General features: G+C 64.4%; 24 protein-coding genes. 12 read left to right on the top strand and 12 right to left on the bottom strand.

Annotated elements, in window-relative coordinates; translation table 11 throughout:
- The first annotated feature begins 246 nt into the window (after window positions 1-246).
- The 3 genes from FJ867_RS00705 (at window position 247) to FJ867_RS00715 (ending at window position 2,673) form a co-directional block, all read left to right on the top strand.
- Window positions 247-1,044: an N-formylglutamate amidohydrolase gene (locus tag FJ867_RS00705; protein WP_140560813.1), complete on the top strand. Its 798-nt coding sequence runs from the start codon at window positions 247-249 to the stop codon at window positions 1,042-1,044.
- Between the two features lie 10 nt (window positions 1,045-1,054).
- Complete coding sequence (locus FJ867_RS00710) at window positions 1,055-1,363, top strand: DUF1244 domain-containing protein (protein WP_140493382.1); 309 nt, start codon at window positions 1,055-1,057, stop codon at window positions 1,361-1,363.
- Window positions 1,364-1,491: 128 nt separating this feature from the next.
- Window positions 1,492-2,673 carry an MFS transporter gene (locus tag FJ867_RS00715; protein WP_140685962.1) on the top strand — a complete coding sequence of 394 codons (1,182 nt, stop codon included), beginning with the start codon at window positions 1,492-1,494 and terminating at the stop codon, window positions 2,671-2,673.
- Here FJ867_RS00715 and FJ867_RS00720 read toward each other — a convergent pair.
- Window positions 2,631-3,545, bottom strand: coding sequence for a LysR family transcriptional regulator (locus tag FJ867_RS00720; protein WP_140816257.1), 915 nt, complete (start codon window positions 3,543-3,545; stop codon window positions 2,631-2,633). The two genes, FJ867_RS00715 and FJ867_RS00720, sit on opposite strands and share 43 nt — an antisense overlap.
- 111 nt (window positions 3,546-3,656) lie before the next feature.
- Between FJ867_RS00720 and FJ867_RS00725 the strand changes: the two genes are divergently transcribed.
- Complete coding sequence (locus tag FJ867_RS00725) at window positions 3,657-3,866, top strand: DUF680 domain-containing protein (RefSeq protein ID WP_140816259.1); 210 nt, start codon at window positions 3,657-3,659, stop codon at window positions 3,864-3,866.
- Window positions 3,867-3,934: 68 nt separating this feature from the next.
- Window positions 3,935-4,894: an SDR family oxidoreductase gene (locus tag FJ867_RS00730; protein ID WP_140493369.1), complete on the top strand. Its 960-nt coding sequence runs from the start codon at window positions 3,935-3,937 to the stop codon at window positions 4,892-4,894.
- Between the two features lie 56 nt (window positions 4,895-4,950).
- Here the strand turns inward: FJ867_RS00730 and FJ867_RS00735 are convergent, their stop codons facing one another.
- The 6 genes from FJ867_RS00735 to FJ867_RS00755 form a co-directional block, all read right to left on the bottom strand.
- Complete coding sequence (locus FJ867_RS00735) at window positions 4,951-5,109, bottom strand: DUF3309 family protein (RefSeq protein ID WP_140493366.1); 159 nt, start codon at window positions 5,107-5,109, stop codon at window positions 4,951-4,953.
- Between the two features lie 97 nt (window positions 5,110-5,206).
- Window positions 5,207-8,383, bottom strand: coding sequence for an efflux RND transporter permease subunit (locus FJ867_RS00740; protein WP_140493363.1), 3,177 nt, complete (start codon window positions 8,381-8,383; stop codon window positions 5,207-5,209).
- Window positions 8,384-8,458: 75 nt separating this feature from the next.
- Window positions 8,459-9,634, bottom strand: coding sequence for an efflux RND transporter periplasmic adaptor subunit (locus FJ867_RS00745; protein WP_140554937.1), 1,176 nt, complete (start codon window positions 9,632-9,634; stop codon window positions 8,459-8,461).
- Window positions 9,635-9,755: 121 nt separating this feature from the next.
- Window positions 9,756-10,037 carry a hypothetical protein gene (locus FJ867_RS28610; RefSeq protein ID WP_140729278.1) on the bottom strand — a complete coding sequence of 94 codons (282 nt, stop codon included), beginning with the start codon at window positions 10,035-10,037 and terminating at the stop codon, window positions 9,756-9,758.
- 370 nt (window positions 10,038-10,407) lie between these two features.
- A complete protein-coding gene (locus FJ867_RS00750) occupies window positions 10,408-11,538 on the bottom strand; it encodes a patatin-like phospholipase family protein (protein ID WP_140517577.1) in 1,131 nt (376 codons plus the stop codon).
- Between the two features lie 212 nt (window positions 11,539-11,750).
- Entirely contained in the window at window positions 11,751-12,839 is a 1,089-nt protein-coding gene (locus tag FJ867_RS00755) for a citrate synthase/methylcitrate synthase (RefSeq protein WP_140517576.1), read from the bottom strand.
- A 91-nt stretch (window positions 12,840-12,930) separates the two neighbouring features.
- On the opposite strand from FJ867_RS00755, the gene FJ867_RS00760 reads away from it, so the two are divergent.
- A complete protein-coding gene (locus FJ867_RS00760; protein ID WP_140816261.1) occupies window positions 12,931-14,073 on the top strand; it encodes a citrate synthase in 1,143 nt (380 codons plus the stop codon).
- 24 nt (window positions 14,074-14,097) lie between these two features.
- Here FJ867_RS00760 and phaR read toward each other — a convergent pair whose 3' ends face one another.
- Together phaR and FJ867_RS00770 are read right to left on the bottom strand one after the other, a co-directional pair.
- Window positions 14,098-14,706, bottom strand: a complete 609-nt coding sequence (phaR, locus tag FJ867_RS00765; RefSeq protein WP_140493348.1) for a polyhydroxyalkanoate synthesis repressor PhaR — start codon at window positions 14,704-14,706, stop codon at window positions 14,098-14,100.
- A 117-nt stretch (window positions 14,707-14,823) separates the two neighbouring features.
- The gene (locus FJ867_RS00770) at window positions 14,824-15,021 is read right to left on the bottom strand and encodes a hypothetical protein (protein WP_140816263.1); all 198 of its coding nucleotides are present in this window, start codon (window positions 15,019-15,021) and stop codon (window positions 14,824-14,826) included.
- Between FJ867_RS00770 and FJ867_RS00775 the strand changes: the two genes are divergently transcribed.
- The 6 genes from FJ867_RS00775 to FJ867_RS00800 all read left to right on the top strand — a co-directional run bounded on the left by FJ867_RS00775 (window position 15,002) and on the right by FJ867_RS00800 (window position 22,969).
- Complete coding sequence (locus FJ867_RS00775; protein ID WP_140816265.1) at window positions 15,002-16,186, top strand: acetyl-CoA C-acetyltransferase; 1,185 nt, start codon at window positions 15,002-15,004, stop codon at window positions 16,184-16,186. The two genes, FJ867_RS00770 and FJ867_RS00775, sit on opposite strands and share 20 nt — an antisense overlap.
- A 119-nt stretch (window positions 16,187-16,305) precedes the next feature.
- A complete protein-coding gene (phbB, locus tag FJ867_RS00780) occupies window positions 16,306-17,031 on the top strand; it encodes an acetoacetyl-CoA reductase (RefSeq protein ID WP_140493339.1) in 726 nt (241 codons plus the stop codon).
- Window positions 17,032-17,749: 718 nt separating this feature from the next.
- Entirely contained in the window at window positions 17,750-21,064 is a 3,315-nt protein-coding gene (locus FJ867_RS00785) for a helicase-related protein (RefSeq protein ID WP_140662892.1), read from the top strand.
- A gap of 14 nt (window positions 21,065-21,078) precedes the next feature.
- On the top strand, window positions 21,079-21,474 hold the full coding sequence (locus tag FJ867_RS00790; RefSeq protein WP_224518929.1) for an RNA-binding S4 domain-containing protein: 396 nt from the start codon (window positions 21,079-21,081) through the stop codon (window positions 21,472-21,474).
- Window positions 21,475-21,681: 207 nt separating this feature from the next.
- Window positions 21,682-22,020 carry a ferredoxin FdxA gene (gene fdxA, locus FJ867_RS00795; RefSeq protein WP_140493333.1) on the top strand — a complete coding sequence of 113 codons (339 nt, stop codon included), beginning with the start codon at window positions 21,682-21,684 and terminating at the stop codon, window positions 22,018-22,020.
- Between the two features lie 367 nt (window positions 22,021-22,387).
- Window positions 22,388-22,969: a CarD family transcriptional regulator gene (locus tag FJ867_RS00800; protein WP_006327799.1), complete on the top strand. Its 582-nt coding sequence runs from the start codon at window positions 22,388-22,390 to the stop codon at window positions 22,967-22,969.
- A 102-nt stretch (window positions 22,970-23,071) separates the two neighbouring features.
- Here the strand turns inward: FJ867_RS00800 and FJ867_RS00805 are convergent, their stop codons facing one another.
- The 3 genes from FJ867_RS00805 to FJ867_RS00815 all read right to left on the bottom strand — a co-directional run bounded on the left by FJ867_RS00805 (window position 23,072) and on the right by FJ867_RS00815 (window position 25,563).
- Window positions 23,072-23,983: a patatin-like phospholipase family protein gene (locus FJ867_RS00805; protein ID WP_140816267.1), complete on the bottom strand. Its 912-nt coding sequence runs from the start codon at window positions 23,981-23,983 to the stop codon at window positions 23,072-23,074.
- Window positions 23,984-24,094: 111 nt separating this feature from the next.
- Window positions 24,095-24,886 carry an amino acid ABC transporter ATP-binding protein gene (locus tag FJ867_RS00810; RefSeq protein WP_140816269.1) on the bottom strand — a complete coding sequence of 264 codons (792 nt, stop codon included), beginning with the start codon at window positions 24,884-24,886 and terminating at the stop codon, window positions 24,095-24,097.
- On the bottom strand, window positions 24,883-25,563 hold the full coding sequence (locus FJ867_RS00815) for an ABC transporter permease subunit (protein ID WP_140493321.1): 681 nt from the start codon (window positions 25,561-25,563) through the stop codon (window positions 24,883-24,885). The genes FJ867_RS00810 and FJ867_RS00815 overlap by 4 nt, the downstream gene beginning before the upstream one ends.
- Between the last annotated feature and the right edge of the window lie 99 nt (window positions 25,564-25,662).

Consider the following 25,662-nt stretch of genomic DNA (forward strand, 5'->3'; position numbering starts at 1 on the left):
CCTGAAACCCCTCAAGAACCACATCAGCATCTCTCTGCGCCCCTTTTCGGAAAAGTCCGGGCGCATGTCAACGCGCCGTTTTGTCCAATTCCAATCGATTTAAGAAGGCTCCCGGCGCGCGATCCGTCGCCCCTTGCCAGATTTCAGCGGAAACCTTGGCCAAACAACGGCATTGCGCCCGCGTCGTCTTCGTGGAAAGACGATAGCATCCTCCCCGGAAGCCAGCGAACAGACCATTTCCCGCCAATGACCCGATCCACAGTTTTCGCGCCTTTCGATGTCGTCGAGGGCGACCGCAAGCGGGGCATGGTGCTGTTGGCCGACCATGCCCGCCGCGACCTGCCTGAAGACTATGGCAGCCTTGGCCTGCCGGCGGCGGCGTTCGACCGCCACATCGCCTATGACATCGGCGTCGAGGCGGTGACGCGCGAACTCGCTGCGTTGCTCGACGTGCCAGCGGTGCTCGCCAATTTTTCGCGGCTGCTGATCGATCCCAATCGTGGTGAGGATGATCCGACGCTGATCCGTCAGCTCTATGACGGCACCGTCGTGACAGGAAACTATCCCCTCGCCCCGGAGGAGCGCGAAAGGCGGCTTGACCGCTTCTACCGGCCCTATCACGACGCCGTCGGCGCCATGATCGCCTCGGTCGCGCAGGCTTCCGGCAAGGCACCCTTCATCTTCTCCGTGCATTCCTTCACGCCGGTCATGCAGAGCAGACCGCGGCCGTGGCATGTCGGCGTGCTGTGGGACCGCGACGACCGCGTGGCGCGGCCGCTGATCGACATGCTGGCCGCTGACAAAAACCTCGTTGTCGGCGACAACGAGCCCTATGACGGCGCGCTGCGGGGCGACACCATGTTCAGGCACGCCATCGTCAACGGCTATGCCCACGCGCTGATCGAAATCCGCCAGGACCTGATCGCGACCGGCGGGGATGCGCTTTCGTGGGCTGAGCGTCTGGCGCCGATCGTTGACGCGATCGATCGCCGTCCCGATATACACCAAGTGAAGATGTTCGGCTCGCGCACCGGGCCGTTATGAGGAGGTTTCGATGACCGAACTCAGCGACGAACAGAAACGCGACTTCGAGGCCGCCGCCTTTCGCCGGCTGGTGGCGCATCTGCGTGAGCGTGGCGACGTGCAGAACATCGATTTGATGAACCTCGCCGGCTTCTGCCGCAACTGCCTGTCGAACTGGTATCGCGAGGCCGCGGAAGCCGAAGGCGTCGATCTCAGCAAGGACCAGTCGCGCGAGATCGTCTACGGCATGCCTTACGCGCAATGGCAGGCGCTGCACCAGACCGAAACCTCCGACGCCAAGAAGGCCGAATTCGAGGCCAGGCGACCCAGAGACCACTAGGTGGTCTCTCACGTCCTCGATTAGCCTAGGCGTTCGTTTGGCCCAAATGCTTCCCGAGCGCAGCGCTTGACTGAAAATTGAATCGATCTAATTTGCCGCGCAAAGCCACTTTCTGACCGGATTCGCCTATGAACGCGTCGAATGCAATGCAGACCGCCATTCGCGGCCGCTGGGCCGTGGCGGCCATCTTCCTCGCCAACGGCTTCCTGACCGGCAGCTGGGCGCCGCAGATCCCGGTGTTCCTGACCCGCCTGGACATTTCCAAGTTCACTCTGGGGCTTTTGATCCTGCTGTTCGGCGCCGGCGCCGTCACCGCCATGACCTGGTGCGGTCACCTGATTTCGAAACACGGCTCGCGCACCGTGCTGCGCTGGTTTGGCCTCTGCGGCAGCCTCGGCCTGCTGGTCGTGGCGCTGGCGCCCAACGTGCCGCTGGCTGCCGTCGCCATGTTCATCTTTGGCGGCTCCATCGGCGGCATGGATGTCGCCATGAACGCCAATGCGGTGGTGGTCGAGCGGCGGCTGTCGCGCGCGATCATGTCCTCCTCGCATGGCTTCTGGAGCCTCGGCGGTTTCGCCGGCGGTGCCCTTGGCGGCTTTGCCATCCAGAACTACGGCCACCTCGCCCACGCCGCGGTCGTGACGGCGCTTGCCTTAGCGGCGATCGCGGCGGCGGTGCCCTATATCGTCGCCGAGGGCAGGCCGCAGGCTGCCGAGCATCATAAATTCACCTTGCCGGGAAACCCGCTGGTCTACCTCGTGGGCCTGATGGCGCTGCTGACGATGGTCTCTGAAGGCGCCGTACTCGACTGGGCAGCGCTTTATCTCAGGCAGGAACTTGGCGCCGATCTCGCCATTGCCGGCCTCGCCTATGCCGCCTTTTCCGGCGTCATGGCGATCATGCGTTTCTTCGGCGATGGCGTGCGCAATCGTTTCGGGGCCGTGACGACGTTGCGCGGTTCGGCGATCATCGCTGCCGCCGGCATGCTGATCGCAGGCCTGTCGCCCTCACCGTGGCTTGCCATCTCCGCCTTCGCTCTGTGCGGCTTCGGCATCGCCAATATGGTGCCGATCATCTTTTCGGCCGGCGGCAACCAGGAAGGCATGTCGTCGGGCACCGGCATGAGCGTGGTCACCACTATGGGCTATTCCGGCATCCTCGTGGCGCCCTCCGCGATCGGCTTTGTCGCCGAGCATTCCAGCTTCGGCCCGATCTTCATCGCCATGTCGGGCCTGCTGATCGTCGTCCTGCTGATGGCCGGATTGGCTCACCGCGCCGAATTCGCTCCCGACGCGGCGCCGGCCGAATAGCGTTTCAGTTCCTCGTGGAGGAAATCCGCCACGCGTCGGATGCGCACGCTGGTGCGCACGTCGCGATGCATGGCCAGCCACACCGGCAAGCTGGGCAGCGGCAGGCCCGGCAGCACCTTCTCCACCAGGGGGTCCCGCTCGGCCAGCGGCTCCTGGCCGAGGCCGATGCCGTTTCCCGCCCGCACCGCCTCCCAAAGCACGATCTGGTTGTCGGCCCGGAAGCGAAAACTGTTCCGGGTGACCGGTATGCCGAAATGCGTAAAGCCTCGGATCATCTCGTCGCTCCGGTCGAAGCCGATCAGCGCGTGGTCGAGCAGGTCGGCCGGCTCGCGCGGGTGGCCGCACCGGTCGAGATAGGCTAGGGAAGCACAGGCGCAGAGCGCGATATCGCAGACCTTGCGCGCCACCAACTCGTTCTGTGTCGGCTTGACCATGCGGATGGCGATGTCGGCATCCCGGCGCAGCAGGTTCTCGACCTGGTTGGAAGCGACGATCTCGACCTCGATGCCGGGCTCCTCGATGCCGAGCCGCGCCATCATGTCGGGCAGCACATAGGCCGCCACCACCTCGCTGGCGGCGATGCGCACCGTCCCTTCGATCGCTTCGACCGAACCCAGCGCCAGCCGTGAAAAAGCGCTCGCCTGCTCGCTCACCGCCTTGCCGCGCTCTAACAGAGTGGCCCCGGCTTCCGTCAGCGCGTAGCCGCTTCGCCCGCGCCGGAAAAGGATGACGCCGAGCGCCTGTTCTAGTTCCGAGATGTGGCGGCCAAGCGTCGGCTGACTTGCCGACAGCTTTCTCGCCGCGGCCGACAGGCTGCCGGTCTCAGCGACCGTGACGAAGCTCTTGATCAGGTTCCAGTCGATATCCGTCATTCAAAACTGACTATCAGAACTGCACGCATGGTCAATTTCAATTCGTTGATGAGGCAATCATATTCGGCCTGCAAACATCGATACGCACCAAACCAATCAGGAGTAACTCAAATGACCAGGATCGCACTCACCGCCGCTGCCCTCCTCATCGCCGCCGGCGCCGCTTTCGCAAGCAGCGCCAAGTTCGGCTCGAACAATGCCAGCCAGACGCCTGTCGCCAGCACCGATAAGGCGATCACCACCTCGATCGAGAAGTCGGATGCGATCATCCGGAAGCCGGTCGTCCAGGGCAGCAATCGCGACCTCTTCGGCAACCGCTGAACAGACGTCGAGATATCCCCAAGTCGGCGGGCTTGTCCCGTCGCTTAAAAGCAAACAGGAGACGAAGAATGACCAAGATTGCAATCCTCGGCGCCAATGGCCGGCTCGGCCGCGTGGTCGCCAAGGCCTTCATCGATGCGGGCTATGATGTCCGCGCCATCACCCGCACCGGCAAGGTGCCGGCTGAGCTTGCAGGCGCGACGGCCGTCGCCGGCGATGCGCTGGACGGCGAGTCTCTGATCCGCGCCACGCAGGGCGTCGACATCATTTTCAACGGTCTGAACCCGATCTACACCGACTGGGGCAAGTGCCTGCCGATGGCCGAGAATGTCATGGCCGCCTGCCGCGCCAACGGCACGCTGCATCTCTTCCCCGGCACCATCTACAATTATGGCTCGCCGATGCCGGCGGTGATCACGGAAGACACGCCGTTCCACCCGACAACCGAGAAAGGGCGGATCCGCTGCGCCATGGAGGCGCTGTTCCGCCGTGAAGCTGAGGCGGGTCGGGTGCGCACGATCATTCTGCGCGCCGGCGATTTCTTCGGCGGCACCGGCAACGGCTCCTGGTTCGACCTCGTCGTGGCCGCCAAGATGAGCAAGGGCATCTACACTGCGCCCGGCCCGGCCGATCTGGTGCATGAATGGGCCTATCTGCCGGATTTCGCTGTCGGTTTCGTCGCGCTGACACGCAACCTCGACAAGCTCGGCTCTTACGAGGCGCTGAATTTTCCGGGCCATGCCGTCACCGACATCGAGATCAAGACGGCCGCCGAAAAGGCGCTCGGACGCAAGCTGAAACTCAGCTTCATGCCCTGGTGGGTGCTGCGCGCCGGCAGCCCGTTCGTGGCGATGTGGCGCGAGATCGTCTCGATGTCCTATCTGCGCTTCGAAGCGCACCGGCTGGCCTCGGCGCGGCTGAACGAGATCATCGGTGAAATCCCGCACACCCCTCTGAACCAGGCGGTGCACGAAGCCTTGCAGGATATCGGCGTCGCCGTCGCGCCGGCCTGGCACCAAGCAGCGTGATTGCCGAGCGTGCCGAAAAGACGGGAACGGCGGGCTCGGCCGCAAATCGTTGCCAGTCAGATCCGGCCCATCAGAAGCAGGATAAGCACCACGACGAGGACGACGCCGACGATGCCCGACGGCCCGTAGCCCCAGGAGCGCGAATGCGGCCATGCCGGCACCGCGCCGATCAGGATCAGGATCAGGATGATGATGAGAATCGTGCTGATCGTCATTTTAGAGCCCTCGCCGTCTGGTTGAATCCGAGGGAACAATGCAAAAGGCCGCCCGGTAGTTCCCGGGCGGCCTTTTGACCTGCCTTGCGAAACCGCTCTATTCGGCGGCCTTCGGGAAGGCGACTGCCGGCTCGGCGTCGCCATCGGCCGCTGGCTCCTGCGGCGAGATCTCTCGCTTGCCGCGTCGCAACAGCCGGCTGAACCACCCTCGCCGCGCGCCGGGCTTGACCTTGGCGCGGGTGAACACCATCAGCATCGACGGCGTCACCACCAGCGTCAGCACGGTGGCGAAGGACAGGCCGAACACGATCGCCGACGACAGCGAAATCCACCACTGCGTCGAAGGCGCGTTGATCGTCGTCTCATGATGGAAGATCTCGAGACCGAGGCCGAAGGCGATCGGCAGCACGCCGAGGATAGCCGAAACCGCCGTCAGCACCACCGGGCGGGCACGCTCGCGGCAGGTCTGCAGCACCGCTTCCATCTTGTCCCAGCCCTCCTCGCGCAGCCGGTCATAGGTGTCGATCAGCACGATATTGTTGTTGACCACCACGCCGGCCAGCGCGATGACGCCGATGCCCGACATGACGATGCCGAACGCTTCGCCTGTCAGAAGCAGGCCCAGGAACACGCCGATCGTCGCCATGACCACGCAGGACAGCACCAGCCAGACGCTGGTGAACTTGTTGAACTGCGCCAGCAGCACCAGGAAGATCAGGAAGATCGCCGCGCCGAAGGCCTTGCTGAGGAAGGCGCTCGCTTCCGCGCTGTCTTCGTTGGAACCGGCGAGCTTCCAGCGTATGCCGCTGCCGAGATCCATGTCCGAGACCGCCTTGGTCACCTGCTCCTGTACAGCTGCGACCTGCGCTCCGGCGGCGACATTGGCCTGCACGACGACGGTGCGCGCGCCGTCGATGCGGTTGAGAATGCCGACCGTCGGCTCGGGCTTGCGCACGACGAAGTTCGAGATCGGCACCGACCCTTGCGACGTCTGCACCCTGAGTTCGTCGAGCGTCGACAGCGTGCGCCGGTCTTCCGGAAGGCGCAGGCGGATGTCGACGGCATCGTCCGCGCCCGCCGGCCGGTATTCCGACAGCTTCAAGCCGTTGGTCACCAGCTGCACCACGGTGCCGACCGAGGTCGGGCTGATGCCGTATTGGGCGGCCTTGGCGCGGTCGACCTCGAGCGCCCAGTCGACGCCGGGCGGCGGCAGGCCGTCCGAAATGTCGATGACGTTGGGCACCTTGGCGATCCGCGCCGCCACCGCGCGCGCCTTGTCGTCGAGCCCCTTGGGATCGGCGGCCGAAAGCCTGATCTGGATCGGCTTGCCGGTCGGCGGACCTGCCTCCGGCACGCGCACCTCGACATCGACGCCGGGAATGCCGGCCATGACGCCGCGCAGGTCGCTGAGGATCTGGTTGGCGGACTTGCGCTCGCGCCAGTCGACGAATTCGTACTGGATCACGCCGACGACGTCCTCGGGAATGTCCTGGCCGCCGCCCTGAGTCTTGCCGGCGCGTGTATAGACCGATTTCACGCCCGGCCAGCCGAGCAGCCTGTTCTCCGCCGTCCTGGTGGCGGCATCCATCTCGGCCAGCGAAAGATTGCCGCGCGCATGCACGTAGAGCAGGCCGTAGTCCGGCTCGACGCTGGGGAAGAACTCGACGCCGGCGCCGTATTTCGAATAGGCGTAGCCGACGCCGAACAGCAGCGCCACGGTGAGCACCAGGACGGTGATCGGGAAGCGCACCGCCTGCTTGACGATGGCCATGTACCAGCCGTCGCGGTTGTCGTCCTCGTGATGCTTCGGCGCCTTGGCGAAGATCGCGCCCAGCGTCGGCGCGAACACCAGCGCATAGAGCATCGAGGCCGACAGCGTGACGATCAGCGTGATCGGCATGTATTTCATGAAGTCGCCGATGATGCCGGGCCAGAACAGCAGCGGCGAGAACGCGGCGATGCGCGTCATCGTCGCCGCTATAACCGGGCCGGCCATGCGCTTGGCGGCGAGCGCGAAGGCATCCGCCTTCGGCATGCCTTCGCTCATGCGCCGCTCGGCGAACTCGGTGACGATGATGGCGTCGTCGACCAGCATGCCGACAGCCAGGATGAGGCTGAACAGCACGATCATGTTGATCGTGTAGCCCATCATGGCAAGCAGCAATATGCCGATCAGGAAGGACGATGGTATGGCCAGCCCGATGAGCAGCGAGGCGCGGCCCGACAGCGCGTAGAGAATGACGATGAACACCAGGATCACGGCGATCATGACGTGGTTCTGGAGGTCACCCAAGAGCTGGTTGACGAAGACCGACTTGTCCTGCGTGTAGGTGACATGCATGCCTTCGGGCATCGTCTTGATGAAGGTGTCGGACACCTCCCTGACATGGTTCAGCGTGTCGATCAGGTTGGCGCCGATGCGCTTCTTCACCTCGATGGCGATGGCCGGCTTGCCGTCGAGGCGAGTGACCGTCTCGGCGTCCTTGAAGGTCGAGCGTATGGTGGCGATGTCCTTGGCCTGCACCACGGCGTTGGGTGTGGCGACGACCGGCAGGTTGGCCACGTCCTCGGGCGTCTCGATCAGCGACGGCACCTTGACCGCGTATTTGCCTTCCGAGCCTTCGAGATTGCCGGCGGCGACCAGGCTGTTGGAGGCGCCGACGCCTTGCATCAGCTGGTCGAGCTGCAGCCCGTAGGAGGACAGCTTCACCGGATCGATGACCACTTCGACCAGATCGTCGCGCGCGCCCTGCAGCGAGCCTTCCAGCACGCCCGGTACCTCTTCGATACGGTCGCGCAGTTCGCGCGCAGCCGCCGTCAGCACGCGCTCCGGCACGTCGCCCGACAGAGTGACGACGAGGACCGGAAACTCGGAAACGTTGACCTCGTTGACCGTCGGCTCCTCGGCCGCCTGCGGCAGGTCGGCCTTGGCGTCCTGCACCTTGCTGCGCGTGTCCTGGAGCGCCGTGGCCAGATTGGTTTGCGGCTGGAACTCGACAAGCACGTAGCCGCCGCCCTGGAAGGCGGCCGAGCGCATCTCCTTGAGGCCCTTCAGGCTCTTCAGCTTGCTTTCCATCGGCCGCAGGAGAAGGCGTTCCGAATCCTCCGGCGAAATGCCCTGGTAGATCAGGCTGATATACATCATCGGGATCGGAACGTCGGGTTCCGCTTCCTTGGGCGTCGACTGATAGGCGACCCAGCCCGCCGCCAGCAGGAACAGCAGGGCGGATATTGTGAGGCGGGCGTTGTGGATTGCGAGTCTGACGATATCCATGACTTGATGCCTGCTGTTTCTTCGGAAGCGGCGAACTGGCGGGAGGCGCCGGAGATCCCGACGCCGGGCTTTGCGCTACTGCGTACCGGCGGTGGCTTCGCCGATCAGCTTGTTGATGGTCGCCTGGTCGGCCTCGACGGGCTTGACGATATCGCCTTCCTTCACCAGTTCCTGGCCGGCGACAATGATGCGCGCATCTTTCGGAATTCCGCCGAGCACGAGACCGTTCGGCGTGTCGTCCACCAGGTCGATCGGGTAGAAGGCCACCTTGTCGTCGCTGCCGACGGCGCGGATGCCGAGATCACCCTTGTCACCCAGCGTCACCACCGAACGCGGCAGCAGAACCGCATCGGTCGGCTCGGCGCTGAGCGTGATCTCGGCCGTCATACCGGCGGGGATGCTGCCATCCGCATTGGGGATCGCCACTTCGACACGGAAGGTGCGGGTCTGGGAGGAGGCGTCGCGGCTGATATACCGCACGGTGCCGGTGACCTTCTGGTCGTTGACCAGGCGCACATTGGCCTCTTCGCCGATCTTGATGTAGCGCAGGTCGCGTTCGCTGATTTCGCCGCGGGCGATCACCGGATCGAGCTTGAGGATGGTCGCCACCTCGCCGCCTTGCATGACCGAGCTGCCGAGTTCCACCGGCACCCTGTCGATGACGCCGTCGAACGGCGCCTTGACCTCGTTGCGGTCGAGCTCGGCCTGCGCGGTCTCCAGCATTGATTGCGCCGAGGTCAAATTCGAGCGCGCCGTGTCGAGCTGCAGCTTCGGCAGATTGCCGGTCTTGGCCAGCCGTTCGGCGGCGTCGAGCTCGGCCCTGCGTTGCGCCAGCAACTGCTTGGCGTTGTCGACATTCGAGATTTTCTCTTCGGCCGCCAGCATCAGAACCAGATCGCCCGTCTTGACGTGCTGGCCTTGGCTGACCGGCAGTTTGTCGATGACACCGGCGACGCGCGTTGCCAGCACCGCGCGCTTGTCGGCCTCGGTCAGCCCCGAAATGCGGATAGCGCGCGCATAGGTCTTGCGCGGCGGCGTCACCACCGCGACGGTGCGCGGCGCGGCTTTCGGCTCGGCTTGCGCCGTGTTCGGCTTGCCGGCCTCCGGCGTCTTGGCCTTTTCGGCCTCTGCCGCCCTCTGGGCGTCGGCGGCGGCACTGCCAACGGATGAAAACTCGCCCGTCGCCATCCAGGCGGCGAAACCGATGAGCACAACAATGGCAGCAAGCTTGTGAAACCTGATTTTCGGCATCGTCGTTTTTTCCACTGCGGGGTTTGGCCGGGACTGCGTCCTCCTCGAGGAGCGCGTCGCCGATATGGGTGCGCGCCAGGCCGTGTTCAAATTGCCGTGATCGGCGAAGCGCGCTTCTACATCAAGTTTGCAACGCAATATAGTCGGAAAGTTGCAGCAGCATTGCGAAGCTGGACAGAGTATAGCCCTCGCGAAGCATTTTTTTGCCCAAATAGGGTGCGGCTTTAGCGGGGCTCGTTGGCGACCGATGATCGGCCGTTGAAGGCCCGGTGCCGCCGGGCCTGCGTCTGCTCTCGGAGGCACGACGCCGGCGCGAGGCGATTTTCAACCCCACGCGGGTTTCGAGCACGATGATAACCTCGGCCTGACGGACCATCCCGGCGTGCGACATTTCACGCAACACACTGGAATTGCTTGAAGAACGGACCGTTCAACTCTGATCCAGATCGTCGTTCCCTGGTCAAGCCGGATGCTCCAGGAGCGAGGACGGGTCGCCTCGATGCGTCTGCTCCATCGCGTTCCGCCGTCTAGGCTTGAGACATGATATAGCCTCGAACAAAACGCCTGCTGGTGCTGTTCGTGGCAGTATTCCTCGCCCGCCAGTCACCGTTCCGGATACGGTCGAGGGATGGCGCCCAACAGCGGCGCCCGCACGACACTGGCAGCAGGCGTCAGCATGATGATGCGCGCCTCACACGCGATGGTTGTTGCTGGCGCCGGAAGGAACTTGCTGGCACCGCGCGGCAGATCACGCCCGTGTGACGGATGCGGGTTCAGGCCCGGCGACGCTCCGCTTCGGGGTTCTTGCGCGCGGCCAGGAATTCCTTCACCCGTCGGCCAGGTGCCGGACCCCGCACCGGCTTGAAGCCGTCGTCGAGCTCGCCGGAGAGGTCGAGCGTCGGCCGCTTGCCGACGGCATCGTAGTTCTCCTCCAGCCAGTCGCTGGCGGCGGTGCGGCCAAGATCGCGCAGATAGGCCAGGAATGCCCATTCGGCATTGACCTTCGATGATGCCGACAGGTCCTTGAAGGCCTCATCGGCGTCGATGCGGTGCATGCGGATGTCCCGGTACTCGCCCCGCGGCAGGCGGCCGGCGGCGATCAGTTCCTTGACGAAGGCGATCGAACGGAATTCGCGCAGCAGCCCGGCGTTGAAGGTGATCTCGTCGATGCGGTTCTGGATCTCATTGGCGCTTTTGGGCGTTCCCTCGCGCACGACCGGATTGATCTGCACCAAAAGCACGTCCTCGGTGGCAGCCGTCTTGAAGAACGGATAGAGCGCCGGATTGCCGCCATAACCGCCATCCCAATAGGGCACGCCCTTGATCTCGACGGCGCGGAACAGTTGCGGCAGGCAGGCCGAGGCCATCACTGTGTCGAGGTCGATCTCGCCATCGGAAAACACCCGCAACTGCCCTGTCTCGACATTGGTGGCCGAGATGAACAGTTCCATCGACTTGCAGGCGCGTACATTGTCGAAATCGATCCCCTGCGCGACCACGTCGCGCAGCGGATTGAGGCCGAGCGGGTTGGCGACATAGGGCGAGAACACGCGCGACATGGTGTCGAAGAAGACATAACCCGGCGTGTTCTCGATCGACCAATTGCCCCAGGCGACGTCCCACGGCATGCGCTGCACCGGGCTGAACCGGCCCTTCGCCGCCACCGCATGCCAGAAGTCGTCGAGCTTCTTGCGCGCGCCTTCGACGCCGCCGCGAACGAAGCCGTCGGCCAGCGCCACCGCGTTCATCGCGCCCGCGCTTGTGCCGGACACCGCTGCGATCTCCAGCCGGCCATCCTCCAGAAGCCGGTCGAGCACGCCCCAGGAAAAAGCCCCGTGGGAACCGCCGCCCTGAAGCGCGATGTTGATCTTCTTTACTTCCTCCGCCTTGCCGTTCTTCGTCATGCGTTCCTGTCGATCCCGGTGCCTGACTTATTGCGTGCCCGGGAATCGGGACGTCAGCGTCACGGCAGACCTATGTTGCAGTGCAGCATATAAGGACGCACCAGGGCAAGAACACGAGCACGGTCGCGTGATGGCATGAAATTTCGATCATGCGGAAACGCCCTCCGCCTTGTGGCGGAGGGCGCGGTGTATCTTCCAAACAGGTTTGATGCTCAGGCGACGAGGTCCGGCATCGGTCCGACATAGCGCGACAGCGGCCGGATCAGCCGTCCCGTCGTCTGCTGCTCGCGCGCATGCGCGACCCAACCGGCGACGCGCCCGGCCGCGAAGACATTGCTGAAGGCTTGGCTGGGAAAACCCGCCGCTTCCAGCACCAACGCGGTGTAGAACTCGACATTGGTCTGCAGCGAGCGCTGCGGCTTGGCAATCCGAAGCACATCGAGCGCAGCCTGTTCGACTGTCTCGGCGAAGGCCAGCCGGCGACCGGTCTCGCCCTCCCCGCCGAGTTGCCGCACCACCGCCTTCAGCACATCGGCGCGCGGATCGCGCACGCGGTAGATGCGGTGGCCGAAGCCCATGATGCGTTCACCACGCGCGATCTCGCCGCGCAGCCAGCCGGCGGTGTCGCCATGCGCCTGGATGGCGTCGAGCATCTCGATGACAGGGCCGGGCGCGCCGCCATGCAGTGGGCCCTTGAGCGCCCCGAGGCCAGCCAGCACCGACGATGTCAGCCCGGCCTGCGTCGAAGCGACGATGCGCGTGGCGAAGGTCGAGGCATTGAGGCCGTGGTCGCAGACGGTCACGAGGTAAGTGTCGAGTGCCTTTGCCAGAACCGGCGTCGGCACGGAACCGTCGAGCATCCTCAGCATATCGGCGGCATGATCGGCCTTCCCATCCGGCGCGACCGGCTGCTCGCCGTGCTGCAGGCGCAAGAGCGCCGGCGTCAGCACGGCGGGCGCCGCGATCAGCCCAAGCGCGTCCGTCAGCGTCTCGCCGTCCGGCAGCAGCGCCATGCCGGCGCGCATGGCGCTATAGACGTCGAGCGGCGCCAGCAGGGGCAGGCAAGGCAAGAGCCGGTCGAACACCTCGACGCGCGCCTGGCCCAGTCTCGCGGCCAGTTCCGCGTCTCCGGGAACGTCGTCGAAGAAGCCGTCGAGAAGCAGGCGAACGACCTGCGGATAGTTCCATCGCCCGGCCAGTTCCGGCAGGGAGCACCCCCGGATCGTCAAGCGGCCGCCCAGCCCATCCACGTCGGACAGCACCGTTTCCGCCGCCACCACATCATCGAGCCCGTTCGCCATGGCTTAGTCTCCTTGAGCTTTTTCGACATCAAGGATAAGGATGGGCAACACGCGCATCAATCTTGATCAATAGAATCAACATGGGACCGACATGTCCGAATGGCTGTCGCGGGACGAGGCACTGGAACGGCTCAAGGTGCGGCCGCAGACGCTCTACGCCTATGTCAGTCGCGGGCGCATCGGCATGCGCCCGGACAGTGCCGATCCACGCCGCAGCCAATATCGCGCCGACGATATCGCGGCCCTGATGATGCGAAGAGAGCGCGGACGCAGCCCATCGGCCATCGCCGAAAGCGCCATCGCCTGGGGCGAACCCTCGCTCGTCACCTCGATCTCGACCGTTTCGCACGGCCACCTTGTCTATCGGGGCCGCGACGCCGTTGCGCTGTCCGAACATGCCACGCTCGAAGAGACCGCCGCCGTGCTGTGGGCCCTGCCTGAGCCGGTGAGTTTCGAGGCTCCGGCCTCGGATCAATCCCAACAACTCGGCCGAGCCCCGGCCTTCATGCAACTTGCCATGCTCGCCGGCCAGGGGCGGCCTTCACTAGGGCGCGGCGCCGCCTCGCTGTGCGCCGACGCCGCGCGCGCGATCGGCGTGCTGGCCGGCGCTCTTGGCGCCTCGGCGGGATCAGATCCGGTGCACATGCGGTTGGCGCGAGGCTGGTCGGTGGATGAAGGCGGGGCGCAGGCTATCCGGCGCGCCCTTGTGCTGCTTGCCGATCACGAACTCAACGCATCGACCTTCGCGGCGCGCGTCGCGGCCTCGACCGGAGCCTCGCCCGCCGCCTGCCTGCTCGCGGGTCTGGCGACACTTTCCGGTCCGCGGCACGGTGGCGCCGGCGAGGCGGTGATGCAACTCGCGGACGATGCGGCGCGGCACGGCGCCGATGCGGCGATCCGGCGCTGGCTCGGCCATGACAGGCCTTTGCCAGCGTTCGGCCATCCGCTCTATCCCGAAGGCGATCCCCGCGCTACGGCGCTTTTGGCGGCCATCGACAACACCGACAGAACATTGCGATCGCTGGAAATCGCCGCCATTGCCGCGACCGGCGCCCGCCCGAACGTCGACTTTGCCCTGGCCGTTCTGACGCGCAGCCTCGACCTGCCGCGCGATGCGCCGTTCCAGCTGTTCGCGCTTGGGCGCAGCGTTGGCTGGGCCGCCCACATGGTCGAACAGTCAATGAGCGGCGGCAGCATCAGGCCGCGCGGTCGCTATGAGGGATTATTGCCGTAGGATCGGAAGAAAAGCGCTGCGCGCTCACGACATGGTGTCGAGCTTGCGCTGCATGGCCGCGATCTGGTCCTTCAACTGCTGCAGATCGTCGGGTTTTTCCGGCGTTTCCTTCCTGGCCGGTTCGGCGGGGGCCGCCGCAGGTGCCGAGCCTGCCGGCGGGAAAGGCGTGAACAGCCGCATGGCATTCTGGAACATTTCCATGTTGCGGCGCGTCTGCTCCTCCAGCGCCTTGATCGGCGTGGCCATCTTCATCATGTCGAGTGGTGACTTGCCGATGGCGCCCTTCATCTGCTCGCGGAAGCGCTCCTGTTCCTTGGAGAAGGCGATCATCGACTGTTCGAGGAAGCTCGGCACGATCATCTGCATCTGGTCGCCGTAGAAGGCGATCAACTGGCGCAGGAACGGGATCGGCAGCATGTTCTGCCCGTCCTTGTTCTCCAATTCGAAGATGATCTGGGTCAGAACCGGATGCGTGATGTCGTCGCCGGTCTTGGCGTCCTGCACCGTGAACTCTTCGCCCTTCTTGACCATTTCGGCCAGGTCCTCGAGCGTCACATAGGTGCTGGTGCCGGTGTTGTAGAGCCGGCGATTGGCATATTTCTTGATGACGATCGGATCGTCTTTCGCAGCCATCTGCATCCTCCCCGGACACCGGCGCGCCTGAGTAAGCCGCCGGTAACGATTGCGCCCGTTTAAAGGATATGCGCAAAAGCGTCACAATTCCAAGCAGTTTGTGCAGTGCGGGATTAATTATCGCTGCATGGCCGGTGAAATATGCTGCGCAGCAGCGGACAGCTTGAAGTCGCGGCCATGCGCAGCTTGCTTGCGACGCATGGGTGCCCTGCCGATTTCCGGTTTGACTCGGGGTTGGGAAAGGGCAAGAAAAGTCTTCAATGACAGAACATCAGCTTGAGGTTTGGAGAACAGAATGCCCGCTTCCAATGCCATCGTCGTCGCCAGCGCGGCGCGCACACCGGTCGGTTCCTTCAACGGCGCTTTCGCCGCCACCCCGGCTCACGAGCTTGGCGCCGTCGTCGTAAGGGAATTGTTGTCGCGCGCCGGCGTCCAGGCGGCCGAAGTCGACGAGGTCATTCTTGGCCAGGTGCTGACCGCGGCCCAAGGGCAGAACCCCGCCCGCCAGGCTTCGATCCTCGCCGGGCTGCCCAGGGAGACCACCGCCTGGGGCCTCAACCAGGTGTGCGGCTCGGGCCTGCGCGCCATCGCGCTCGGCATGCAGCAGATCGCCACCGGCGATGCCAAGGTGGTTGTCGCCGGCGGCCAGGAATCGATGTCGATGTCGCCGCACGCCCAGCATCTGCGCGCTGGCGTCAAGATGGGCGACTACAAGATGATCGACACCATGATCAAGGATGGACTGTGGGATGCCTTTAATGGCTATCACATGGGCAACACGGCCGAGAACGTCGCCCGCCAGTTCCAGATCACCCGCGAGGACCAGGACCAGTTCGCGCTGGCCTCGCAGAACAAGGCCGAGGCCGCGCAGAAGGCCGGCCGGTTCAAGGACGAGATCGTCGCCTTCACCATCAAGGGCAAGAAGGGCGATACAATTGTCGACCAGGACGAATACATCCGCCATGGCGCGACGCTGGATGCCATGACCAAACTGAAGCCGGCCTTCGACAAGGACGGCACTGTGACCGCCGCCAATGCCTCCGGCATCAACGACGGCGCCGCCGGCGCGCTTTTGATGAGCGAAGCGGAAGCTGCCAGGCGGGGCATCACCCCGCTGGCGCGCATCGTCTCCTGGGCGACCGCGGGCGTTGACCCGGCGATCATGGGCACCGGTCCGATTCCCGCCTCGCGAAAAGCGCTGGAAAAGGCCGGCTGGTCGGTCGGCGATCTCGACCTGATCGAGGCCAACGAGGCTTTCGCCGCGCAGGCCTGCGCGGTCAACAAGGACATGGGCTGGGATCCCTCGATCGTCAACGTCAATGGCGGCGCCATCGCCATCGGTCATCCGATCGGCGCCTCTGGCGCGCGCATTTTCAACACGCTGGTCCACGAGATGCGCCGAAGAGGTGCCAAGAAGGGTCTCTCCACCCTGTGCATCGGCGGCGGCATGGGCGTCGCCATGTGCGTCGAAGCGCTCTAAAAGAGAAGTGAACGGGGAGTAGCGAATAGGGAAGAACGGCGTCGGCGCAATGGGATATCTGATCCCTACTCGTCATTCGCTACTCCCTGTTCACTCTCCCAACCAAAGGGAGGGAGCGCATGACCAAGGTTGCAATCGTCACGGGCGGATCGCGCGGCATCGGCGCGGCAATATCGATGGCGCTGAAGGAAGCCGGCTATTCGGTTGCCGCCAACTACGCCGGCAATGATGAGGCGGCGAGCAAGTTCACGGCCACAACCGGCATCAAGACCTACAAATGGTCGGTCGCCGACTACGACGCCTGCGCCGCCGGCATCAAGCAGGTCGAGGCCGATCTGGGCCCGGTCGCGGTGCTGGTCAACAATGCCGGCATCACGCGCGACGCCATGTTCCACAAGCTGACGCGTGAGCAGTGGAAGGAGGTCATCGACACCAATCTCTCCGGCGTTTTCAACATGACGCATCCGCTGTGGAGCGGCATGCGCGACCGCAAGTTCGGCCGCGTCATCACCATCTCCTCCATCAATGGCCAGAAGGGCCAGGCCGGCCAGGTCAACTACTCCGCGGCCAAGGCCGGCGACATCGGTTTCTCGAAGGCTCTGGCCCAAGAAGGAGCCCGCGCGGGCATCACCGTCAACATCATCTGCCCAGGCTATATCGCCACCGAAATGGTCCGGGCGATCGATGAGAAGGTGCTCAACGAACGCATCATCCCGCTAATCCCGGTCGGGCGCCTCGGCGAGCCGGAGGAGATCGCGCGCTGCGTCGTCTTCCTCGCCTCCGAGGACGCCGGCTTCATCACGGGATCGACCATCACCGCCAATGGCGGCCAGTACTTCGCCTGAGGTCTCGCCGGGCTGCCGGCTTCCCGGTGCCGATTGAAGGAGGGCTCGTTCGCCATCCGCTTCGGATGTCCGTGACGCCGTCCGATGACGGCTGTCGGCCTGCTGTTCCAATCCGGCACGCAAAGGTTAATGGCGGCAGCGGGTATTGTGCAAAACTGCCTGGACAAGCTGTGCATTGTCGGTGGAAAACCTGTGCGCAACACTACATCTTGTCGTGAACAAACAGGGAAAATCCCGACATCGCCGATTCGTCGCCCTTTCGTTCCATGTTTGGCCGCAATGTTAACGAGAGCAGTTGCAATCGCCTATCAAACTGTTAATTTCTACTAAGAAAGTTCAACAATTTCATAAGCTTGGATGAAGCAAGGCGGGCTGCCACACGGCTTTGCCAGCGAAAGTTAACGGCGGCTCTCGCCTAGCATGAAACGGGCCAATTCCGTGATTCAGCATGTGGTAAGGATCATCAGCCAAAACTCCACATCTAGCCGTGAACAAAACCTGAATCCGGGCGAGTCAGCGATTCGTCGCCGATTCGTTCCAGACTCGTTCCAACCCTTAATCAGCAGCCGAACCGAAGCTCGACGGAGGTGACTTCGAACCGCCAGCGGAACATTCCGCTTTCGCTTCGCGCCTGAAATCCCTATGTGTCGCCTGTCATACGCGCCACCCAAGGCGTGCTCCCGACAATGAGAGGCCAGAAAGCCTTATTTCCGAGCCGATGAACATCCATCCGAAACCCACCGAGCCGCTGATCCTATCGGGTCGCGACGTGACTGCCGTGCTTGGGCCGACCAACACAGGCAAGACCCATCTCGCCATCGAGCGCATGGTGGCGCATGAAAGCGGCATCATCGGCCTGCCGCTCAGGCTCTTGGCGCGAGAGGTCTACACCCGCGTCTGCGAAAAGGTCGGTGCCCACAAGGTGGCGCTCATCACCGGCGAGGAGAAGATCCAGCCGCCAGGCGCCAGATATTCGGTCTGTACCGTCGAAGCCATGCCGCGCGAGACCGATGCCGCCTTCGTCGCCATCGACGAGGTGCAGCTTGCCGGGGACCTCGAGCGCGGCCACATCTTCACCGACCGCATCCTGCATCTGCGCGGCCGCCAGGAGACGCTGCTGCTCGGCGCCGCCACCATGCACGGCATCTTGCAGCGCCTGTTGAAAGGCGTCTCGGTGGTGACACGACCGCGGCTGTCACATCTGGCCTATGCCGGTTCGAAGAAGCTGACCCGCTTGCCCCGGCGCACAGCGATCGTCGCCTTCTCCGCCGACGAGGTCTATGCCATCGCCGAACTGATCCGCCGCCAGCAGGGCGGTGCGGCCGTCGTGCTTGGCGCGCTCTCGCCCCGCACCCGCAACGCCCAGGTGGCGCTGTTTCAGTCGGGCGACGTCGACTATCTCGTCGCCACCGATGCCATCGGCATGGGCCTTAACCTCGATCTCGACCATGTCGCCTTCGCCCAGAACCGCAAGTTCGACGGCTATCAGTATCGCAACCTGACGGCGGCCGAACTTGGCCAGATCGCCGGGCGCGCCGGCCGGCACCTGCGCGACGGCACCTTTGGCGTCACCGGCCAGGTCGACCCGCTGGACGAGGAATTGGTCAAGAAGATCGAAAGCCACGACTTCGACCCCGTGAAGGTTCTGCAGTGGCGCACAGCGCGTTTCAATTTCGCCAGCCTCGACGCGCTGAAGCGCTCGATCGAGACCAATGCCCCGGTGGAGGGCCTGACCCGTGCGCTGCCGGCAGTCGATGCGCAGGCGCTTGAGCACCTGTCGCGTGACGAGGACATCAGGGCGCTCGCCACCGACGCAAGGCGCGTCGCGCTGCTGTGGGAGGCCTGCGCGCTCCCCGACTACCGCAAGATAGCGCCGGCCCAGCACGCCGACCTCATTGCGTCGATCTACATGGACCTCGCCAGGCATGGCCATGTCGACGAGAATTACATGGCCGAGCAGGTGCGCCGCGCCGACACCACCGAGGGCGACATCGATACGCTGTCGCATCGCATCGCCCAGATCCGCACCTGGACATTCGTGTCGAACCGGCCCGGCTGGCTGGCCGATCAGGCACACTGGCAGGAAAAGACGCGCGAAATCGAAGACAGATTGTCGGATGCGCTGCATGAGCGGTTGACGAAACGCTTCGTAGACCGCAGGACTTCCGTCCTCATGCGGCGCCTTAGAGAAAATACCATGCCTGAAGCCGAAATAAGCCCAACCGGAACCGTCCTCGTCGAAGGCCACCATGTCGGCGAGTTGCAGGGGTTCCGTTTCACCGCCGATCAGAGCGCTGGCGGCGAAGACGCCAAGGCCGTGCGCGCGGCCGCCCAGAAGGCGCTGGCGGCGGAGTTCGAGGCACGCGCCGAACGCTTCGGCGCCTGCGCCAATGGCGACATCGCGCTCGGTTCCGACGGCACGCTGCGCTGGATCGGCGCGCCGATCGGCACGCTTGTTGCCGGCGAGGACGCGCTGAAGCCGCGCCTGGTGCTTTTGGCCGATGAACAGCTGACCGGCCCGGCGCGTGACAAGGTCGCGGCGCGTGCCGAGCGCTTCGTCAATTTCCAGATCGAATCCCTGCTGAAGCCGCTGGTCGATTTGAAGAATGCCGAGCAGATATCGGGTATCGGCCGCGGCATCGCCTTCCAGCTGGTCGAGAATTTCGGCCTTATCAATCGCCGCGACATCGCCGAGGAGATGAAGTCGCTCGACCAGGAAGGCCGCGCGGCATTGCGCCGGCTGGGCGTGCGCTTCGGCGCCTATCATGTCTTCGTGCCGGCGCTGATCAAGCCGGCGCCCGCGGGATTGGTGACGTTGCTGTGGGCGCTGAAAAACGACGGCAAGGACAAGCCCGGCTTCGGCGACGTCGTCCATGCGCTGGCATCGGGCCGCACCTCGGTGGTCATCGATCCGGCTTTCGACAAGGCCTTCTACAAGCTTGCCGGCTACCGCAATCTCGGCCGCCGCGCCGTGCGCATCGACATTCTGGAACGGCTGGCCGACCTGATCCGCCCGGCGACCAACTGGAAGCCCGGCCTCGGCCAGCGTCCGGATGGCGCCTATGACGGCCAGTCTTTCATGGTGACGCCGCCGATGATGTCGATTCTCGGCGCCACGGCCGATGACATGGAAGAAATCCTGAAGGGTCTTGGCTACCGTGCCGAGCCGAAGCCGGCGGCCGAAGTCAAGGCACGGCTGGAAGCGCAGGACAATGCCGCCCGGGAAGCCGTGGCGGCCAAGCTGGCAGCGGAAGAGGCCGCGCGCACCGAGCAGGCCAAGGCGGCGGAGGCGGCTGCGACGGACACGCCTGAGGAGACATCAGCGGAAGATCCGGAAACTGCGACTGCCCAGACCGCCGTCGAAATTCCTGCTGAACCCATTGCGGAACCGGCCGAAACTGTTGCGGAAGAACAACCCGAAGCTCCAGCCGAAGCTACGGAAGAGGTTGCGCCTGTAGCAGAAGCCGTGCCTGAGACTCCTGCCGCCGAAAGCGCCGACGCTCTCACTTCCCCCTCGACGGGGGAGATCGCGGAGCGAGGCGAGGAGGGGGACAGCGCCGACGCTCCCCAACAGGGACCCGCTGCGGAAGCCGAAGAGCCTAAGCCGATCCTGTTGTGGCGGCAGGGCCGCTTCGACCAGCGGCCTCGTCACCGTCACCACGAGAACCGCGCCCGGCCGCGCAACGGCCAGGCGGCGCGCTCCGATGCCCCGGCGGATGCCGCTGTCGGCCAGCCCGGCACCCGGCCCGCCCATGAAGGGCGCCGCGATGGCGCCGGCAAGCCGCGTTTCGATCGCTCGAAGTTCAAGCCCAGGCCGCAAGGCGAAGGCGGGGAACGGCGGGAGGGAAAGCCGCAGGGCGAGCGTTCTGACCGCCGTGAGGGCCGGCCGGGCAGCAGGCCGGAAGGCAAGGGCGGCCCGCAAGGCGGCAAACCCTCGTTTCAGGCAAAACCGCGCGAGGAGCGCCCGGTGCGCTTCGATCCCGACTCTCCCTTCGCCAAGCTCGCCGCTTTGCGCGACCAGCTGAAGAAATAGCCGCACAGGATCCGATGGTCGCCCCGATGGCCACCGACCGCCAGCGTATCGACAAATGGCTGTTCTTCTCGCGCGCGGTGAAATCGCGCTCGCTGGCCGCCAAACTGGTCGTGGCCGGCCGGGTGCGCATCAATCGCGACAAAGCAGCGCAGGCCTCCGACCTGGTCAAGCCTGGCGACGTCCTGACCATCACGCTGGAGCGGCGCATCTTCATCTGGAAGGTGCTCGATGCGGGAAGCCGGCGCGGCCCCGCCGTGGAGGCACGCACGCTCTACGAAGACATGTCGCCGCCTGCCGCACCGACGGGCGAGGCGCCTCCCGACGCGATCCCAGGGCTGCGCGAGGCCGGAAGCGGCCGCCCGACGAAGAAGGAGCGCCGCGAGACCGACCGCTTGCTTGGCGACGACTGACCGCCGGTGCACGGAGGGAGCATGTATGTTCTTCCACGCCGCCGACACAACGGTCCGAGCACATGACCGATGCCCGCCATTGCCGACCCGTTGGAATTCCATTCCGGCAATGCGGACATGGCCGGAATGGCCGCCCTTGCAAGCGGGCGCCAAAGGCGTTACCTCACGGAAAAAGCCAACAAAAACGGGACGTCCCGGAGCAGATCGATGACCTATGTCGTGACCGACAATTGCATCAAATGCAAATATATGGACTGCATCGAGGTCTGTCCGGTCGACTGTTTCTACGAGGGCGAGAACATGCTCGTCATCCATCCCGACGAGTGCATTGACTGCGGTGTCTGCGAACCGGAATGCCCCGCCGACGCGATCAAGCCCGATACTGAGTCGGGCCTCGACAAATGGCTGCAGATAAACACCGAATACGCTGAGAAATGGCCTAATATCACCGCCAAGAAGGAGCCGCCGGCCGACGCCAAGGCCTTCGATGGCGAGGCCGGCAAGTTCGAGAAATATTTCTCGGCTGAACCCGGAGAAGGCGACTGACAGCGCTGCCGTTTCAACCGGCATGACGCGGCGTAAGAGGTACGGCCTATTAACCGCCTTGACAGGCGGCGTGAACCTGTGGCCTTCGCTTATGCAGCAAAACCTTGATTCTTCCGACTTTTTGTGTTACATGAGCGAAACATGCCGGTGACACAACGTCGATTTATGGCGCTAACGCCCCAAATCACTGAAAGGTGAAAATCCCATATCGGACCAGAGCGATCTGGGCCAGGCGATCGCAATCGTGCGGTTTGCCGGTCCCGGCTTTTCCGGTGGGTTCATCTGTTGTGCGGCTAATGATCGGTAACCCGATCGCGCGAGTTCAGCCGGCACCGCCGCCGGCCCACAACAAGGAGTTCAGGGCGTAATGGCAACGATCACCCCGCAGAAGAAGTCCACCGCTGCACGTCACGGTTTCAAGACCGGCGAGTACATCGTCTATCCGGCGCATGGTGTCGGCCAGATCGTCTCGATCGACGAGCAGGAAGTGGCCGGGCACAAGCTGGAACTGTTCGTCATCGATTTCCAGAAGGACAAGATGCGCCTCAAGGTGCCGGTCGCCAAGGCAACCTCGATCGGCATGCGCAAGCTGTCGGAAGAGGATTATGTCGAACGCGCACTGAAGGTCGTGCAAGGCCGCGCCCGCGTCAAGCGCACCATGTGGTCGCGTCGCGCGCAGGAATATGATGCCAAGATCAATTCCGGCGACCTGATCTCGATCTCGGAAGTTGTTCGCGACCTCTACCGGGCCGACAACCAGCCGGAGCAGTCCTATTCCGAACGCCAACTCTACGAGGCCGCGCTCGACCGCATGGCCCGTGAGATCGCCGCGGTCAACCGCATGTCGGAAACCGAAGCCGTGCGTTTGATCGAGGTCAATCTCAACAAGGGCCCTAAGCGCGGCGCCAAGGCCGACAATGAGGAAGCCGAGCAGGAAGAAGCTGCCTGAGGCCTTGCGCCTTTTGAGTTTTTGAAAAACCCGGCCTTGCGCCGGGTTTTTTGTTGCAGGCAATATTTGGAAAGTTAGTGCACGCCCCTCGGCGTGCAATCGTCACAGGAACGTTACGCGGGTCGCTTCCTTCTTGCCTTGGGCGAAACCGGCACGGGCCGCGGGGATGCGGGTCGCCAGATCCATCTGATTGGTGCCCATTGCGGCGCGGGAATCGACGTCAGGCGTGATCACCACCACCCGGCTGCCCTGCTGGCGCAGGGCTTCGACCTCGCTTGCAAGGTCCGCGCCCGGCGGTCTGCGCAGGCCCTCGAACTGGCCTTCCGGTAGCGGCCCGCTCCGTCCGCTGAACGGCGAGAGCACGATCACGTTCGCATAGCCCGAGGCAAGGTCGGCATTATCGGCGGAGCGCACGCCACCGGAGATGTAGCGGACGCCATTGATGCTGTGCGTGGGCCCCGCACCGGGCAGCGCGGTGCTCGCGGTGGCCGCGTCAACCAGATCGACGCCGGAATCGCGGTCGAACGCAGCCAGTTCACCGGTAAGCGCGTCGATGGCCACCAAGATCATCGGCCTTTCCGGCCATTCATGGCGAGGCAATCTGGCGGCGACCAGCGCGCGCCGCTGTTTGGCCACTTCCGGTCCGAATTTGACATCGCTCTCCAAACCGAATGCCCCCATCGCCCGTTGCAGATCGGCTGCCGAGATAGCGGCGGCGGAGATGGCACGCATCCGCTCGAACACACTATCCATCGAAGCGAACGGCGGTTGCTGGCGGCTCTGTCCGGCCGGTTGAACCGGCAGCGGGGACAGCACCGCGGCCAACAGTTCGCCCGGCGGTATGCCGCTGCGCACCTGCACTGCCGCATTGGCGCCTGCCGAGGTTCCGATCACCAGATCGGCGGCCTCCGTCAGATCGACACCAGCTTCGGCGAGGCCCGCGATGATGCCGATCAGCCAGGCATTTCCGGCGGCCCCGCCACCACCGAGAACAAGAGCAACGTTGCGAACCATCGGCCCCACTATTGCAGCGCATGGACACGGCCGTCCATCGAAATAGAAACACCGTGCCTGAGGCCGGCTCACGAGGAGAAATGCCCGGCAGGGGGCAAGGGTAGCGCAGGCCTACGCCGAGAAATTACCGCCTTCTCCCCCACCCTCCTTCTCCGCCATTTCCTGCTTTAGCGTCGCGATGAATCGCCTTGTCCGTTCGCGCTCCGGATTGCCGAACAGCACCGCCGCGGGGCCCTTTTCGATGACAATGCCGGCCTCGAGGAACACCACCTCACGAGCGATCTTTGAAGCAAGCCGCAGATCGTGCGTGGCCATCACCATCGTCGTCCCCTCGCTGGCGAGCCGGCCGAGCACGTCGACGACTTCCTGCGCCAGTTCCGGGTCGAGCGCGGAGGTCGGCTCGTCGCATAGCAGCACCTTTGGCGACGGCGCCAGCGCCCGGGCGATCGCTACCCGCTGCTGCTGGCCGCCCGACAGCGTTGCCGGCCAGGCATCGACCTTGTGCGCCATGCCGACCTTTTCCAGCAGCGCGAGCGCCCGTTCGCGCGCCCGTGCCTGCGGCCACTTCAGCACCGTCACCAGCCCTTCCATGACGTTCTCAATCGCGGTGCGATGCGGGAACAGCTGGAAGTTCTGGAACACCATGCCGGTCTGCAGCCGCAGCCGCTGAATGTCCCGGGCCGCCACCTTCGCTCCCGGATGGAACTCCAGCGCCTGATCGCCGATACGCACTGTGCCCGAAGTTGGGATCTCAAGCAGGTTGATGCAGCGCAGCAGCGTACTTTTGCCACCACCCGAAGGACCGACCAGCGCGGTGACGCTGCCTTCGGCAATGGCAACCGTCACGCCCTTCAGCACGAGATTGTCGCCGAAGCGCTTTTCGATGTTGGCAAGCTCGATCACGAGCGCGCCTCCAGGAACCCGCCATAGCGATTGAGCCGCGCCTCCAGCCGCGTCTGCAAGGCCGACAGCACCGAACTCATCGCCAGATAGAGGATCGCCGCCTCGACATAGAGGATCAGCGGCTCATAGGTAGTGGCGACGATGCGCTGCGCGGCCTGGAACATTTCCGGCACGGTTATTGCCGCCGCCAGCGACGTGTCCTTGACCAGCGAGATGAAGGTGTTGGAGAGCGGCGGCACCGCCACGCGCCCAGCCTGCGGCAAGATGGTGCGGCGCATCGCCTGGCTCCAGGTCATGCCGATCGAATAGGCCGCCTCCCATTGCCCCTTTGGCACCGCGCCTATCGCCGCGCGAACGATTTCCGACGAATAGGCGCCGATATTGAGCGTGAAGCCGATCAACGCCGCGGGAAACGCGTCAAGCAGGATGCCGGCCGAGGGCAGGCCGTAGAAGATCAGGAACAGCTGCACCAGGAGCGGCGTGCCGCGGAATATCCACACGTAGAAGCGCGCCACCGCGACCAGGGGCATTGGCCCGAAGAGCCGGATCAGCGCGGTTCCGAGACCGACGCTCAAGCCAAGCACAAAGGACAGGAGCGTCAGCGGTACGGTGAAGATCAACGCGGCCCATAGCAGCGAAGGCAGCGATTCCAGCATGAGTTGCAGCCAGTGCGGCACGAAAGGCTCCTTCTTGCGACTGCCGTATATCACGCGAAAGGCGGCGGGCCGTCAAAACGGTCCGCCGCCGGGCGATGTCGCGCGGGCCAACGGCCCGGC

It is taken from the genome of Mesorhizobium sp. B2-5-3 (genome assembly GCF_006441005.1).
Taxonomy (GTDB): domain Bacteria; phylum Pseudomonadota; class Alphaproteobacteria; order Rhizobiales; family Rhizobiaceae; genus Mesorhizobium.